Annotated in this window: 13 protein-coding genes; 10 read left to right on the plus strand and 3 right to left on the minus strand. The window is 43.1% G+C overall.

The annotated features are described in order from the left end of the window. Window positions 1-4: 4 nt before the first annotated feature. The 4 genes from HY58_RS09295 (at window position 5) to HY58_RS09310 (ending at window position 6,539) form a co-directional block, all read left to right on the plus strand. Window positions 5-709 (plus strand): NUDIX domain-containing protein, encoded by a 705-nt coding sequence (locus HY58_RS09295; RefSeq protein ID WP_052323983.1) that lies wholly within the window; start codon window positions 5-7, stop codon window positions 707-709. Between the two features lie 172 nt (window positions 710-881). Continuing rightward, a complete protein-coding gene (locus HY58_RS09300) occupies window positions 882-3,839 on the plus strand; it encodes a TonB-dependent receptor (protein WP_039130818.1) in 2,958 nt (985 codons plus the stop codon). Between the two features lie 28 nt (window positions 3,840-3,867). Further along, window positions 3,868-5,466 (plus strand): RagB/SusD family nutrient uptake outer membrane protein, encoded by a 1,599-nt coding sequence (locus HY58_RS09305; RefSeq protein ID WP_039130820.1) that lies wholly within the window; start codon window positions 3,868-3,870, stop codon window positions 5,464-5,466. Between the two features lie 14 nt (window positions 5,467-5,480). Further along, the gene (locus HY58_RS09310) at window positions 5,481-6,539 is read left to right on the plus strand and encodes a SusE domain-containing protein (protein ID WP_039130823.1); all 1,059 of its coding nucleotides are present in this window, start codon (window positions 5,481-5,483) and stop codon (window positions 6,537-6,539) included. A 62-nt stretch (window positions 6,540-6,601) separates the two neighbouring features. Here the strand turns inward: HY58_RS09310 and HY58_RS09315 are convergent, their stop codons facing one another. Further along, the gene (locus HY58_RS09315; RefSeq protein ID WP_039130825.1) at window positions 6,602-7,204 is read right to left on the minus strand and encodes an HD domain-containing protein; all 603 of its coding nucleotides are present in this window, start codon (window positions 7,202-7,204) and stop codon (window positions 6,602-6,604) included. Window positions 7,205-7,377: 173 nt separating this feature from the next. Here HY58_RS09315 and rplM point away from each other — a divergent pair, with 173 nt between their 5' ends. From rplM to HY58_RS09340, 5 genes are all read left to right on the plus strand, one after another. Then, complete coding sequence (rplM, locus tag HY58_RS09320) at window positions 7,378-7,821, plus strand: 50S ribosomal protein L13 (RefSeq protein ID WP_039130829.1); 444 nt, start codon at window positions 7,378-7,380, stop codon at window positions 7,819-7,821. Between the two features lie 26 nt (window positions 7,822-7,847). After that, window positions 7,848-8,237 carry a 30S ribosomal protein S9 gene (rpsI, locus tag HY58_RS09325; protein WP_039130831.1) on the plus strand — a complete coding sequence of 130 codons (390 nt, stop codon included), beginning with the start codon at window positions 7,848-7,850 and terminating at the stop codon, window positions 8,235-8,237. A gap of 96 nt (window positions 8,238-8,333) precedes the next feature. Further along, window positions 8,334-9,203, plus strand: coding sequence for a 30S ribosomal protein S2 (gene rpsB / locus HY58_RS09330; RefSeq protein ID WP_039130834.1), 870 nt, complete (start codon window positions 8,334-8,336; stop codon window positions 9,201-9,203). A 40-nt stretch (window positions 9,204-9,243) separates the two neighbouring features. Further along, entirely contained in the window at window positions 9,244-10,080 is an 837-nt protein-coding gene (tsf, locus tag HY58_RS09335) for a translation elongation factor Ts (protein ID WP_039130835.1), read from the plus strand. An 88-nt stretch (window positions 10,081-10,168) separates the two neighbouring features. Beyond that, window positions 10,169-11,068 carry an alpha/beta hydrolase gene (locus HY58_RS09340; protein ID WP_039130837.1) on the plus strand — a complete coding sequence of 300 codons (900 nt, stop codon included), beginning with the start codon at window positions 10,169-10,171 and terminating at the stop codon, window positions 11,066-11,068. A gap of 12 nt (window positions 11,069-11,080) precedes the next feature. On the opposite strand, the gene HY58_RS09345 is transcribed toward HY58_RS09340, so the two are convergent. Next, a complete protein-coding gene (locus tag HY58_RS09345) occupies window positions 11,081-12,802 on the minus strand; it encodes a hypothetical protein (protein ID WP_039130839.1) in 1,722 nt (573 codons plus the stop codon). Next, window positions 12,792-13,580, minus strand: a complete 789-nt coding sequence (locus HY58_RS09350; protein WP_039131182.1) for an ABC transporter ATP-binding protein — start codon at window positions 13,578-13,580, stop codon at window positions 12,792-12,794. Before HY58_RS09350 ends, HY58_RS09345 begins: the two co-directional genes overlap by 11 nt. Before the next feature lie 57 nt (window positions 13,581-13,637). On the opposite strand from HY58_RS09350, the gene pyrH reads away from it, so the two are divergent. Next, complete coding sequence (gene pyrH, locus HY58_RS09355) at window positions 13,638-14,363, plus strand: UMP kinase (RefSeq protein WP_039130841.1); 726 nt, start codon at window positions 13,638-13,640, stop codon at window positions 14,361-14,363. Window positions 14,364-14,476 lie beyond the last annotated feature (113 nt).

Raw genomic sequence — 14,476 nt, forward strand, 5'->3', positions numbered from 1 at the left:
ATATATGAAACAAATTTCGCGGTTCAGTCATTTCGGGGAACTAAGTGATAAGGATTATTTCCGTATAGCCTTATCTGTCGATTGCGTCATTTTCGGTTTCGAGGATGGTGAACTTAAAGTACTTGTTATTAAATGTAATATCAAAGAGTACAAAGGGTTGTGGTCTTTACTGGGTGACCTTGTTAAACCGGATGAGGATCTGGATACAGCCTCTTATCGCATTCTTAAAGAAAGAACAGGTCTCGATGATGTTTACCTTGAACAGGTCCAAACCTTTGGCCAGGTAGGGCGACACCCCGCCGGAAGGGTGATCACTACCGCCTATTTTTCATTAGTAAACATCAAAGATCACCAATTGAAATTATCAGATAATGAGCTGCACTGGCACCCTGTTAATGAGATTGCTGAAATGGCATTTGACCATATGGAGATCTTGAAGGGCTGTCTTGAGAGACTACGTGAAAAAGTAATTGATCACCCAGTGGTTTTTAACCTATTACCCAAAAAATTCTCCTTGCGTGAACTTCAAAGCCTTTATGAAGCAATTCTCAATATCAAGCTTGACCGTCGCAACTTTAGAAAGAAGTTTTTTATGATGGACTGGTTGATAGATCTTGAAGAACTTGAGGAAGATGTTCCTCACCGCCCGGGCAAATTATACAAATTCAACCAGGCAAAGTTTGGACGAAAAACAAAAAAGGTATCCTGATCAGGTTCTAAACTCCTCCCAAATTAATCCGAAAATTTTTTTCTAAAATAGTTAATGTAAGATTAAAAAATGCTCTAAGTTTGTGTACTTTTTACACATTTTTAATATGTAAAAAGTACACATAGTCAAAAACACTAACGATTTCTTATTATAAACGCAACAATTATTGATTATGTCCTTGAAACGTCTGCTTAAGATTGCCTTGCCTTTGTTCATTATGACATTGCAGCTAGGCGTTTTCGCACAGGTCAGAACTATCACCGGAAAGGTGGCTGACAAGGATGGTAACGGCATCCCTGGTGCAACAGTTACTATCAAGGGTACACAAAGAGGTGTATCCACCAGTGCAGATGGCACATTTGCCATCAGTATTCCAGATAACAGTGCTGTATTAGTAATCTCTTCCATTGGTTTTACGGGGCAGGAAGTTCTGGTTGGAGAACTTGGAGAGATTATAGTGTCCCTTGCAAACGATAACTCCGCTCTCGGCGAAGTGGTAGTTGTGGGATATGGTACCCAGCGTAAGAAAGATCTTACCGGGGCCGTTACCCTCGTCACTGCAAAAGATTTCCAGAAAGGAAATATCACAACCCCGGAGCAAATGATTGCTGGTAAGGTTGCCGGTGTTCAGATCACCGGAAATGGTGGTGCGCCAGGTGCAGGAAGTACTATTCGTATCAGAAGCGGCGCCTCTCTGAATGCCACCAATGATCCACTGATCGTAGTGGATGGAGTTCCTTTAGATAACTCAGGTATTTCTGGTGCTGCTAATGGGCTTGCGCTCATCAATCCAAATGATATTGAAAGTTTCAACGTACTAAAAGATGCGTCAGCAACAGCTATCTTTGGATCACGCGCATCAAATGGTGTAATCATCATCACTACCAAAAAAGGAAAACGTGGTGCACCAACGTTCAATTTCAGCACACAATTATCAGTTGCAAAAATTGCAGATAAGATTGACCTGTTAAGTCCAGCCCAGATCCGTGCCATTGTGCAGGAACGTGGAAATGATGACCAGATTGCCAATATTGGTAATGCAAATACAGACTGGCAGGATGAGATATATCGTCAGGCACTGACCACTGATAATAACTTCAGTGCTAGTGGATCTCTTATGGGTATGCCCTATCGCGCATCTCTTGGTTATTTGAACCAGCAGGGTGTACTTACAGGTGGTACCCTTAAACGTAATTCTGCCGCTATAAATCTTAGCCCCCGCTTCTTCAACGATAACCTTAAAGTTGATCTGAATGTACGGGGCGCAGTCAGCAGAAATGATTTCGCAAATGAAGGCGCGATTGGAGCAGCCATAAACTTTGACCCTACTCAACCGGTTAGATCTGGTAAAACTGAGTTTGGTGGATATTATGAGTGGCTCGATAACGATGACAATCTCATCAACCTTGCCACTCGAAATCCTGTTGGATTACTGAATACTCGTATTGATAAGAGTATTGTGGAAAGGAGTCTGGGGAATATCCAGTTTGATTATAAATTCCATTTCCTTCCCGACCTGCGTGCTAACCTAAATCTGGGTTATGATGTATCACAAGGTGAGGGAACTGTATTTGTTCCGGCTTATGCTGCCCAATCATTCTTTCGGGAAGGGGTTAATAATAACTACCTGCAGAGCAATACAAATAAGTTGATGGACTTCTATCTGAACTACGTTAAGAATATTAAGTCGATTGATAGTCGTATTGACCTTATGGCAGGTTATTCATACCAGGATTTCAAAACAAAGAATTTTGCTTATCCCGACCGCAATGCAGCAAGGGAAATCATACCCAACAGTGAGCCGCTGTTCCCTTTTGATATTCCACAATATACCCTGATATCTTTCTTTGGAAGGGCTAACTATGCATTTAAAGGGAAATACCTGGTTACTGCAACTTTGCGCCGTGATGGATCTTCCCGTTTCTCTCCTGATAACCGTTGGGGTATGTTCCCATCCGTTGCATTTGCCTGGAGGGCAAGTGATGAAGAGTTCCTGAAAAATTCAGATGTAGTTTCTGACCTTAAGTTCAGAGTTGGTTATGGTGTTACCGGCCAACAGGATATAGGTTCAAGATATCCTTATCTACCTATCTATACACTCAGTACTGATGATGCCCGTTACCAGCTCGGTGATACATACTATAATATGTATCGTCCAAATGCTTACGACCCCAATATCAAATGGGAAGAGACTTCTACTTTCAACGTAGGTGTTGACTTTGGCTTCCTTTCTAACCGCATCAGCGGTAGTGTGGAATATTTTAAAAAGGAGTCCACAGACCTTCTATCGGAGATTTTCATTCCAGCCGGAAGTAACTTTAGCAATAAGCTTACAACTAATGTGGGAAGCCTCGATGTAGAGGGTGTTGAATTTACTTTGAATACCACACCTGTAAGCTCAAACGATTTTAGCTGGGATATTGGATTCAATGCAACTTACCAGCAGAACGAGATCACCAACCTCAGCCTGTTCAAGAATGATGATGCAGAAGGTAACAGGATAGGAGGAATTGCTGGTGGTACTGGTAATACCGTACAGATCAACTCAGTTGGATATAATAGGGCCGCATTCTATCTGTATCAGCAGGTTTATGATGCCAATGGCCGCCCGATTGAAGGGGCCTATGTTGACCAGAATGGAGACGGATCCATCAATCAGAATGACCTTGTTCGCTCACAGGGAATTGATCCGACATGGCTACTGGGATTGAGCTCAAATCTTAACTGGAAAAAATGGAGCGCGGGATTTGTTATGCGTGCCAATATTGACAACTACATGTATAATAATGTCTTTTCCGGAACAGGCGCTTACAGGAATATCCTGAATCCAGGTGGCTTTCTTTCCAATGGATCTTCAAATGTGCTTGAAACCAATTTCTATAATAACCAGTATCTCTCTGATTATTACCTCGAGAATGCTTCATTCCTTAGAATGGATAATATTAACCTTGGTTATAATTTTGGAAAAGTATTCAACAGCAAGGTTGGATTAAGACTCAATGCGAACGTTCAAAACGTATTTGTTGTTACTAAATACAAGGGTATCGATCCTGAGATTAACGGTGGTATCGATAATAATTTTTATCCCCGTCCCCGGGTATTTACCGTGGGTGCAAACCTTGATTTTTAATTGTTGAATTCAATCAAACTATTCGGATATGAAAAATAATATGTTGAAGATATTCGGGAGCATGCTCCTGGTAGCAGGAACTCTGGCTTCCTGTACCAAGGATCTTGATCGCACCCCTACCAATGATGTAACATCTGAGGTGGTGTACAGCACTTATGCTGGATATAAGCAGGCCGCCGCTAAAGTATATGGAGCATTTGCTCTTACCGGTAATGATGGTCCTGCAGGAAACCCTGACATTCTGGGATTAGATGAAGGCACTGCTGATTTTACCAGACTCTTCTGGAAAGCCCAGGAACTTAGCACCGATGAAGCAGTTGTTAGTTGGAATGATGAAGGTATCCGCGACTTCCATAACATGAACTGGACTGCGAATAACCCCATGCTAACAGGATTGTATAACCGTATGGTATACCAGATAACTGTGGCGAATGAATTCATGCGTGAATCAACCCCTGAAAAGGTTGCTGCCCGTGGTATCACTGGTGCTGACGCAGAAGAAATCAGCAAGTTGCGCGCCGAAGCACGCTTTCTTCGTGCATTCCAGTATTGGGTTGGAATGGATCTTTTCGCAAGGCCTCCAAAGATTCTTGATACCGACCAGTTTGGTGCCGGAGCACCCGTACAGTGGGAATCACGCTTGGCATTATTCGACTGGATTGAATCAGAGTTGATCGCTCTGCAGTCTGAGTTGAAAGCGCCAAAAACAAATGAAACTGGAAGAGTTGACCAGGCAGCTGCATGGGCACTTCTCTCACGTATTTATCTGAACGCAGAAATTTACAGAGAGGAAACCACAACCGCTTACTATCCCAAAGTGATTGAATTTTCAAAAAAAGTAATAGATGCAGGATTCGGATTGGAAGATAACTATCGTCAGCTTTTCCTGGCCGACAACCATTTGAACGTTAAAGAGAATATTTTGTCTGTTCGTTATGATGGAAACCAAACCAAGAACTATGGCGGTACAACATTCATTATACATGCATCGATTGGTGATAATATGAGTGCAGCTGCTTTTGGGGTGAATGGCGGATGGTTTGGTATCCGCACAACCAAAAACCTCGTGGAACTTTTTGAAGATAATTCCGGTGAAACAGATCGGAGGGCTCAGTTTTTTGCAAACAACCTTGAGATCAATGACATCAGCAAATTCACTGATGGTTACGCTGTTACTAAGTTTAAAAATGTAAAGCGTAATGGTTCAGCTGGTTCAGATGCAACAGGTGATTTTGTTGATACAGATTTCCCTCTCTTCCGTGCTGCTGAAATGTACCTTAACTATGCTGAAGCTGCATTGAAAGGTGGCACCCCAGCAGAGCAGGCCCAGGCATTAATTTATATTAATGATTTACGTGTACGTGCCTATAATGGAAGCAATGATGGGAAGGTTGCTACTATAACAAAGGATTTTATACTCGATGAACGTGCCCGTGAATTGCATTGGGAAGGATTCCGCAGAACAGACCTTATTCGCTATCAGAAATTTACCGATGGCTCCTATCTGTGGCCATGGAAAGGTGGTGTAAAAGAGGGTCGTGCTATGCCCGATCATCTCAGGATTTATCCCATCCCGGTTTCAGATCTTTCTGCAAACCCCAATCTTGAACAAAATACCGGATACTAATAAAATTGCTGCATATGAAAATAATTATCAATAGAATGCTGGTGCTTGTGACGGCGCTTGTTGTCCTTGCATCATGCGAGAAAGATGAGGTGAAAGCCGTCTATAAGATGGGCAATTCCCCCGTGTTAACAACTTCAAGTAATGCCCTGATCCTTGAACAGGACAATGCTACCAATGATGCGCTCACAATGAACTGGAGTGCTGCCGAGTATGGATATTCTGCTGCACAAACATTCACCCTCCAAATGGCGCCCAGTGGTAGCGATTTTACTGGCGATATGGCGGAAGTTAACGTAAGGGCTTCATCTTCAAAAACTTTCACGGTTGGTGAGCTGAACCGCGAAATGTTGAAGATTATTCCTTTTGGCCAGGCTTCAGAAGTAGATGTACGTATTAAATCCTTTGTAACAGATTCTATTGCCCCAGCTTATTCTAACACAATAACGCTGACAATAACTCCTTACCAGGATATCATTTTGTATAGCTATCCGCAGGCCCTGAATGTTGCTGGTAATTACCAGGATTGGTCACCTGATAAAGCGCCTCAGATCGTATCACTTTCTAATGATGGTGACTATGAAGGGTATATCAATTTCGATAATGCAAATCCCGAATTCAAAATTGTTAAAGGCGACAACTGGGGAGCAGGGGATTTCGGTGATGCTGGTAGTGGTAAACTAAGCAATGGTGGTAATAACCTCAAACTCACAGATGGTGCAGGTGTTTATCGCCTTAAAGCCAATACTACAACAATGACCTGGTCAGCAACGAGGATCACAACCTGGGGTGTTATCGGAAGTGCCACTACCAATGGCTGGGATGCATCCACTCCAATGGAATTTGATGAAACTACAGGTTCTTGGGTGCTTGTTTCCAATCTCTTTGAAGGTGAATTGAAGTTCCGAGCCAATAATGGCTGGGATATCAATTTCGGTGATAATAAATCTAATCTGGATGGCAAACCTGACTATGGTGGCGATAATATTGCAATCACCTCCGCAGGGAATTATACCATCAGGCTGAATATCGGTGTAGCAGGTAATTACAGTTACACGATAAAGAAGAATCTCTAATCAGTTGAAAGTAAAAATGCAGCGCCGGGGTGGTTCCCGGCGCTTTTTTTTGCCCACACCCCTTAACTCACTTGTGGTTGATGCCGAAGAATAAATTCTATGATCTCTTCAATGGACCTGTCAATTCGTCCCAGGGCATCATTGATCTCTTCACGATTAACTTGTGCGGCAAAAGAAGTCGTTTTCAATTTTTTCGTTACCGATTTTACATCCATTCCCTCATACCTGGTGGGCCGGATCAACGCCGCGGCATGAATAAAACCAGACAACTCATCAAATACATAAATCATCTTTTCCATTTTTGTTGATGGCTCTACACCAAAATGGGAGGGGCCATGGGAGGCAATCGCACGAATTATGGAAGGGTCGATTTTACGGCTTTCCAGTTCTTCAATAATTACACTGCAATGTTTTTCAGGATATTTCTCCCAATCTGCATCATGTAAGAGTCCGGCCAGCCACCATTTGTGCGCCTCTTCCTCATCAAGATTTTCCTCCTCCAAAGCCCATGACTTCATTATCCTCGCTACCTGTTTCATATGTAATTGCAGCCTTTCGTTTGGTACCCAGTCAGTCAAAATGCTCAAAGCCTCTTCTTCTGAAAGTGTAATGCCCGCATTAGCCTGATCACCAAATTCTGTCCTTCCAAGGTTTAAATTTGCCATCCTCTTTATTTTATAGTAAAAAATATTATTGAATATCAATTAATTATGAATACTTGTCAAAAAATAGTCATTAAAATACTTGGAATTGATCTATCCTCTGACCTACCTTTGCGCTCCGAATTATTTCATCATTACTGATACGGGGTTGGCCGTGGCAGTCTAAATTAAGTTAAATGAGCAAATTACATTTCACCACCAAGCATGCGAACGAGGCTACCGTGCAACGTAATTGGTACGTTGTTGATGGTACCAATCAAACCGTAGGTCGTATGTGCGCCAGAATCGCGGCCGTTTTGCGTGGTAAGAACAAAGCGTATTTCACTCCGCACGTTGATTGTGGAGATTATGTTATCGTGATCAACGCAGACAAGATCCAGTTCACTGGTAACAAGCTTGAGCAGAAAATGTACGATCATTTCACTGGTTATCCTGGTGGATTGAAGGAAGAAGTTGCAAAAGACCTGCTAAAGCGTCGTCCCGAAGTAATTATTGAGCGTGCCGTAAAAGGAATGCTTCCTAAGAATCGCCTGGGTCGTAAGATGTACAAAAAGTTGTTTGTTTATGTAGATGGTAATCATCCGCACACTGCACAGCAACCTAAAGAATTGAAATTCTAATTTAATTTATCCCAAATTCCAAATACATGGAAAAGCAAAAAAATGGTTTAGGTCGTCGTAAGGAGGCTGTGACCCGCGTGTTCCTGAGCAAGGGCGATGGCAAGATCACGGTGAACGATAAAGATTATAAAGTTTACTTCCCGCTTGTTTACCTGCAAAACCAGGTAGAAGCTCCACTGAAGGCTATTGAGTCGCTCGACAAATTCGATATCGTTATCAATGCAACAGGTGGTGGTGTTAAAGGACAGGCTGAAGCTGCAAAACTCGGTATTGCCCGCGCACTTCTTGAAGTGAACGCTGAATTCCGTCCTGTGCTTAAGGCAGGTGGTTTCCTGACCCGCGATCCTCGTGGTGTTGAACGTAAGAAGCCAGGTAAAAAGAAAGCAAGAAAGAGCTTCCAGTTCAGTAAGAGATAATATTTGTTTGAGGTTTGAGGTTTGGTGTTGGAGTTTAATTCTCTCACTCCGCTTCAAACTTCAAACTTCAAACATCAAATAATTAATAAGACTATAATGGAAACAAATACATCCTTACAGCAGCAACTCCTTGAGGCGGGCGTACATTTCGGTCACCTTAAGAAGAAGTGGAACCCTAAAATGCTGCCTTATATCTTCGCTGAGAAGAAAGGTATCCATATCATTGATCTCAATAAAACCACTGAAAGTCTGCAGGAAGCATCAGCAGCGCTGAAGCAGATCGCACGCAGTGGTAAAAAGATCATGTTCGTTGGAACCAAGAAGCAAGCGAAAGAAATTGCTACTCAGTGTGCCCAGCGCGTTAACATGCCATATGTTACAGAGCGTTGGTTAGGTGGTATGCTCACCAACTTCAATACTGTTCGTAAGAGCGTAAAGAAAATGCAGAGCATCGAGAAAATGCTGGGTGACGGTACTCTTGATAATATCACTAAGAAAGAGCGTTTGACGCTTACCCGTGATAAAGAGAAGATGGAAAAAGTACTGGGTGGTATCGCTCAATTAGGCCGTGTTCCAGCTGCGCTCTTCATCATTGATATCGGTCACGAGCATATCGCGCTGTCTGAAGCAAAACGTCTCGGAGTAACAACTTTCGGAATGGTAGATACAAACTGCGATCCTAATAAAGTTGATTTCCCTATCCCCGCTAACGATGATGCTACCAAGTCAATTGCCATCATTATCGAATATATAACTGCAGCTATTGCTGAGGGTCTTGCTGAAAGGCAGGAAGCTAAAGATTCTGATGTGGAAGATAGCAGCGATGATACTGAAAAGCGCGCAGCTCGTCTTGAAGCCGAAGCTCAGTCTGAGGCTGGACGTGGTGGTCGTGCCCGTGGTGCTGCAGGTGGCAACGCTCCCAAGCGTCGTGTACCAAACAGCCCTAAGCGCACTGGTGCCCGATAATTAAGGATAGGCTAGATTTCAAAACTCTCAACTTTATATTATGTCTACTGTAACAATAACAGCCGCAGATATCAATAAACTACGCCAGGCAACTGGTGCTGGTATGATGGATTGTCGCAAGGCCCTTACTGAGAACAATGGCGATTTTGAAGCTGCTATCGACTGGCTTCGTAAGAAAGGTGCAAAAGTGGCCGCGCTTCGTAGCGATCGTGAAGCAAAAGAAGGTGTGGTACTGGCAAAAACAACTGCCGACAATAAATCCGGTATAGCATTATGCGTTAGCTGCGAAACAGATTTCGTAAGTAAGAATGCAGACTTTGTGGCGTTCGCTCAAAGTATTATGGATGCCGCTATCTCTAATGATGTAAAAAGCGCTGAAGAACTTAACAATATTGCTATCAATGGACAAAAGATCGCAGACCTGGTGAACGATAAACTCGCTTCAATTGGTGAGAAGATCGGTATCTCCAAGTTCGAGCGGGTAGATGCTCCTTATGTTGCTTCATATATCCATGGCGCTAACCGCATGGGTGTATTGGTTGGACTTTCTAAGGAGTCTGCCGATGCAGGTAAGGACGTAGCCATGCAGATCGCTGCTATGAACCCCGTTGCTGTTGATGCAGATTCTGTTCCTGCTGAAACTGTTGCCCGTGAAAAGGCTATCATTACAGACCAGGTTGCTGCAGATCCTAAGATGGCAGGCAAACCTTCGGAAATGATCGAAAAGATCGCGGCGGGAAAGCTTGGTGCATTTTTCAAGGAGAATACTTTACTGGCCCAGGCTTTCGTAAAAGACAACGGTATCAGCGTTGCCGATTACCTGAAGAGTGCCGGAGGTGTTACTGTAACTGAATTTAAGCGCGTAGCGCTCGGATAATATATAGCTCCGTCGATCATTTTCTGCAAAGGACCGTCAATTACGACGGTCTTTTTTCTTTACCCTATCTTTATGTAAACCGTGTACCATGAAATACCATTTGATCATGCTGGCGATACTTTGCTCATACGCCAGTTTCGGACAGTCCAATCAAAAACCGGAAGTTGAAATCAGGGAACAGATAGCTGCAGCGGTTACATCTCTACAGGTAAGCCCCGAAGAAATAGCCTCTATCACAAACCGCACAATTACTCAAGGAAAAGATTCCATCAACATACGTGTCTATTCGCCTGCAACAACCGGAGACTTCCCAATAGTTTATTATGTTCACGGCGGAGTGTGGGTGGCAGGGGATCTCAATACGCATGATAATATTTGTCGCTCACTCAGTAAACACCTGCAGGCAGTTGTTGTAGCAGTGGATTACAGGCGCCCCCCGGAACATAAATTTCCCACAGCATTTGACGACAGCTATGCAATCTTTAAATGGGTAGCAGCACATACAAAAGAGTTAAATGGGAATGGGATAATATTCGTAGCCGGTGATAGTGCTGGCGGTCAACTGGTGGCTTCTCTATGCCAGGCGAACCAATCAGAATTAAAAAAGATTCCTATTACCGCCCAGATACTGATCAATCCGACAACCGACCTCCGTATCAGTTCCAACTCCTACAAACTTTATGGTGATATCATCGATTGGTACCTGAATGATGGTGACAATAAAAATGATTTCCGGATCTCACCATTAGTAGGTAACAATATTTCAGGATTACCTCCCGCTATCATTATCGTTGGTGAGCATGATGAACTCCGTAGTGAAGGGGAGGCATATCATCAACGCCTTCAGTCAAGAAATATAAAATCATATCTATTCGTACATCCAAGTGCTGGCCATCTTGCTGCGTACTGGTGCGCCGCCCATGAGGCAGCTATGCCTGCGCTTGCTTTTATCATTAATACTGTGAAGGAAAATTTTGTCAAAAGGTAATCCAGCTGATCATTAATCGGAGGCTGATTTATTGACCTCTGCCCAGCTGATATTTCCAATCCTTCGCATTAATAACCACCCTGCCAGCATACTGAGTACTGAAAGTAACAATACAACTGCAACAAATTTGTACACGAAGTAATGTAGCACAGCTGCCATTCCAATCAGCACCAGCATCATCAGGCCGCGCAGAAAATTCCCTGAACGATCATTCATTTCTGTTGGTCGCGAAGCCGGGAATGCTTTTTTCCCTAACAATAAAATGATGCTGCAAATGACCAGCTGGTTTGATAATCCTAATACAAGATTTGGAATAATACCCCATCCTTTCCAGGCTATGCCTCCAACCACCAGGATAATAGCAAGAGGAAGATAAAATTTACAGAGCATACTCTTAAAACTTCCTCTTATGATAATGCCAGGGCGCTTAATCGGATTACTGTAAAATATCCATGATGATTTAAATTCATCTGCCAGATGGATGTTCTGGATCGCGTTAATTATAATAAATGAAGTGATATACATAAATACAAGAAAGCCATATGCCGAATTAGAAAAGTTCGGGGACTCTTGGTCAGTATTGGAACCGCCGCCACGCACAATAATCAGGATGATCCAAACAATTACATATCCAACAGTAGGATATACACGCATTCGGAATCCTCGGTTTCTTCCTGTCCACCTCCAGGAGAATAAAAATCCGGCACGCTCCGCTGCATTTCTTGTTACCAATTTTGCAAGGAAATCGTCAATACCCTGACCACGTTTTTTGAGGTCAATCGTATCTTTCATTTTAGAAAGATCAATGCTTTCTGAACCACTTCCCTGGATCATTATCAACCGTGCATTGAATGCTGGTGCAAGAAATTTCACCACCACCCAAATACTACCTAAACTGGCAGCAATACTGGTAACCAGCCAAATTATACCCATACTGTCAAGTTGCCCGTTCATCCAGCTCCATGCAGCCGCAAACCAATAGGGGGGAAAAAATTTTGCAAAGGGATATTCGTCTATACTGAACTGTTGGAAATCCTGCCGGTCAGTCGCTTTTAAGAAAAATTGGTAGCCACCATAAATGAATATTACAAAACCGATCTGGAACCAGGCTATGAAAGATTTGAATTTTTCCGGCGACATGATCTTCAATACGAGCAGGTAAGCAGCATTGATAAGAAAGATTGCAAATAAGGCAGCAAGTGAAGTGAGGAATAGAAAACTCAACCCTGCCCAGATTCCTTTGTTCCAGAGCACAAAAATCAGAACAGGAACGGTTAGTGGAATAATCACCCGGCTCAGATGTACAGCAATATGCATCAGCTTGGCCATTAAAATTGTCCGGTCATTTACGGGCCTTGGTAATAATATAATATTGTCACGAACATCAATCAATACCGATGTGAAATCTGTAATGAGTATTGAGGCAAGCAGAAAGAGAAACGCAAGGTAGAATATGCTGAAATGGGTAACATCATCCACTCCAATCGCAAAAGCAATAAGATTTAATACACCTCCAACAAAAGCCATGATCATCGTACCAATAGTTGCATTGCTGATGCCCTCTTTTTTGGGCCTGCCCCTTGTTTGCTGAAAGGTATTAGGATGCCTGTCATCCATCATTAGTTTGTAACGCAGAATAAGTTTTAATTGAGAAACATTCACGCCCGTTTTCTCAAATAATGGGAGTGGCAACAATACCATCTTATATAGCAGCAGGCTGACCTTATTCATCATCACGATTTTTTTGGAAGGCAGAAACAAGACTGCTTGCCACCCCCTGCAATGATACCTCTGCTGTTAACTGTGCAAAAATATTCTCCAGGCTCCCCTTTCCAAGTGATTCCTGCAGCATTTCGAAACTGCCATCCGCAACAATAGTCCCCTGATTTATCAGGATAATCCGGTCACATACTTTTTCCACCACATCCATCATATGGCTGCAATAAAATATCGTTTTCCCCTGTGCCGCCAGTTGGCTAATGAGTTCCTTAACGATGATCACACTATTTGCATCAAGTCCGCTTAGGGGTTCATCTAAAATAAGTATATCAGGGTCGTGCAACAGACCCGAAATAAGCAACACCTTCTGTCGCATGCCTTTACTGAAAGTATCCATCCTTTGGAGCATATTTTGTTCCAGCCCAAAGGCTGTAAGCATTTTGACGATACGTTCTGATGCTATAGCTGGGTCAAGTTCATGCAATCCCGCAATAAGTTCCAAAAATTCAACCGGTGTGAGTACTTCGTAGAGATCAGCAAGTTCCGGCACATATCCCACAATTCTCTTAACACCCAGCGGATCCTGGCGTAGGTCAATTCCCTTGACGGTCACATTGCCCTCAAAGCCCGAGAGTAGTCCGCATAGTATTTTAACAGTAGTGCTTTTGCCAGCACCATTCGGGCCAATATATCCTATTACCTGTCCGGGGTAAATCTTTAGATTAATGTCCTTTAGCACCTGCTTGTTGCCGTAGGATTTGTGCAGGTGTTCCATTAGGATGATAGGTTCCATATTTTGGAAAGATAAAAAATCCTTTCTTTGCAGCACACCACAAGAAAAGAACAGCACATGGAACCCAGGTACAAAAGAATTTTGTTGAAATTGTCGGGTGAAGCCCTCATGGGCGACGGCGGCAATGGTCAGTACGAACCAATGAATCATAGCATCATCGCACAGTATGCGCGGGAAATCAAGGCTGTTGTAAGAGAAGGAGTGGAGGTTGCTGTAGTAATTGGTGGTGGTAATATCTACAGGGGAATGAATGAGGCTGATACAGGCATCGAAAGGGCACATGGTGATTATATGGGTATGCTGGCTACCGTTATCAATGGTATGGCAGTACAGGCCTCACTTGAAAAAGAAGGGGTCTTTACAAGGCTGCAAAGCGCCATTAAGATGGAGCAGATAGCAGAACCCTATATCCGTCGCCGCGCAATCAGACACCTTGAGAAACATCGGGTTGTGATCTTTGCTGCCGGTACAGGAAATCCATATTTCACTACCGATACTGCAGGATCGCTTCGTGCCATAGAAATTAAAGCGGATGTAATTCTGAAAGGTACCAGGGTTGACGGCATATATACTGCTGATCCCGAGAAAGATCCAACGGCAACAAAGTTTGAAACCATCACATTCCGGGATTGTATCAATAAGAATCTTAAAGTGATGGACATGACCGCATTCACGCTTTGTATGGAGAACAACCTCCCCATTATTGTTTTCGATATGAATAAGCCGGGCAACCTGATGAAAGTTGTAATGGGCGAAAAGGTGGGGACACTGGTAAAAGGCTAGGCAGCTGATCGACCGGAATTTGCGTAGTTTTACTCAAAAGCCGCTGCGGGCTTGTATAATTCGGTTATACTTTTTACATTCGATACGAAAAATCCACCTTGCAGGGTGGTTTT

It is taken from the genome of Flavihumibacter sp. ZG627 (assembly GCF_000814325.1).
Lineage (GTDB): Bacteria > Bacteroidota > Bacteroidia > Chitinophagales > Chitinophagaceae > Flavihumibacter.

Bases quoted from the DNA above. Each gene is read 5' to 3' on its own strand.
- HY58_RS09295 (WP_052323983.1), top strand. From the start codon at position 5: ATGAAACAAATTTCGCGGTTCAGTCATTTCGGGGAACTAAGTGATAAG.
- HY58_RS09300 (WP_039130818.1), top strand. From the start codon at position 882: ATGTCCTTGAAACGTCTGCTTAAGATTGCCTTGCCTTTGTTCATTATG.
- HY58_RS09305 (WP_039130820.1), top strand. From the start codon at position 3,868: ATGAAAAATAATATGTTGAAGATATTCGGGAGCATGCTCCTGGTAGCA.
- HY58_RS09310 (WP_039130823.1), top strand. From the start codon at position 5,481: ATGAAAATAATTATCAATAGAATGCTGGTGCTTGTGACGGCGCTTGTT.
- HY58_RS09315 (WP_039130825.1), bottom strand. From the start codon at position 7,204: ATGGCAAATTTAAACCTTGGAAGGACAGAATTTGGTGATCAGGCTAAT.
- rplM (WP_039130829.1), top strand. From the start codon at position 7,378: ATGAGCAAATTACATTTCACCACCAAGCATGCGAACGAGGCTACCGTG.
- rpsI (WP_039130831.1), top strand. From the start codon at position 7,848: ATGGAAAAGCAAAAAAATGGTTTAGGTCGTCGTAAGGAGGCTGTGACC.
- rpsB (WP_039130834.1), top strand. From the start codon at position 8,334: ATGGAAACAAATACATCCTTACAGCAGCAACTCCTTGAGGCGGGCGTA.
- tsf (WP_039130835.1), top strand. From the start codon at position 9,244: ATGTCTACTGTAACAATAACAGCCGCAGATATCAATAAACTACGCCAG.
- HY58_RS09340 (WP_039130837.1), top strand. From the start codon at position 10,169: ATGAAATACCATTTGATCATGCTGGCGATACTTTGCTCATACGCCAGT.
- HY58_RS09345 (WP_039130839.1), bottom strand. From the start codon at position 12,802: ATGATGAATAAGGTCAGCCTGCTGCTATATAAGATGGTATTGTTGCCA.
- HY58_RS09350 (WP_039131182.1), bottom strand. From the start codon at position 13,580: ATGGAACCTATCATCCTAATGGAACACCTGCACAAATCCTACGGCAAC.
- pyrH (WP_039130841.1), top strand. From the start codon at position 13,638: ATGGAACCCAGGTACAAAAGAATTTTGTTGAAATTGTCGGGTGAAGCC.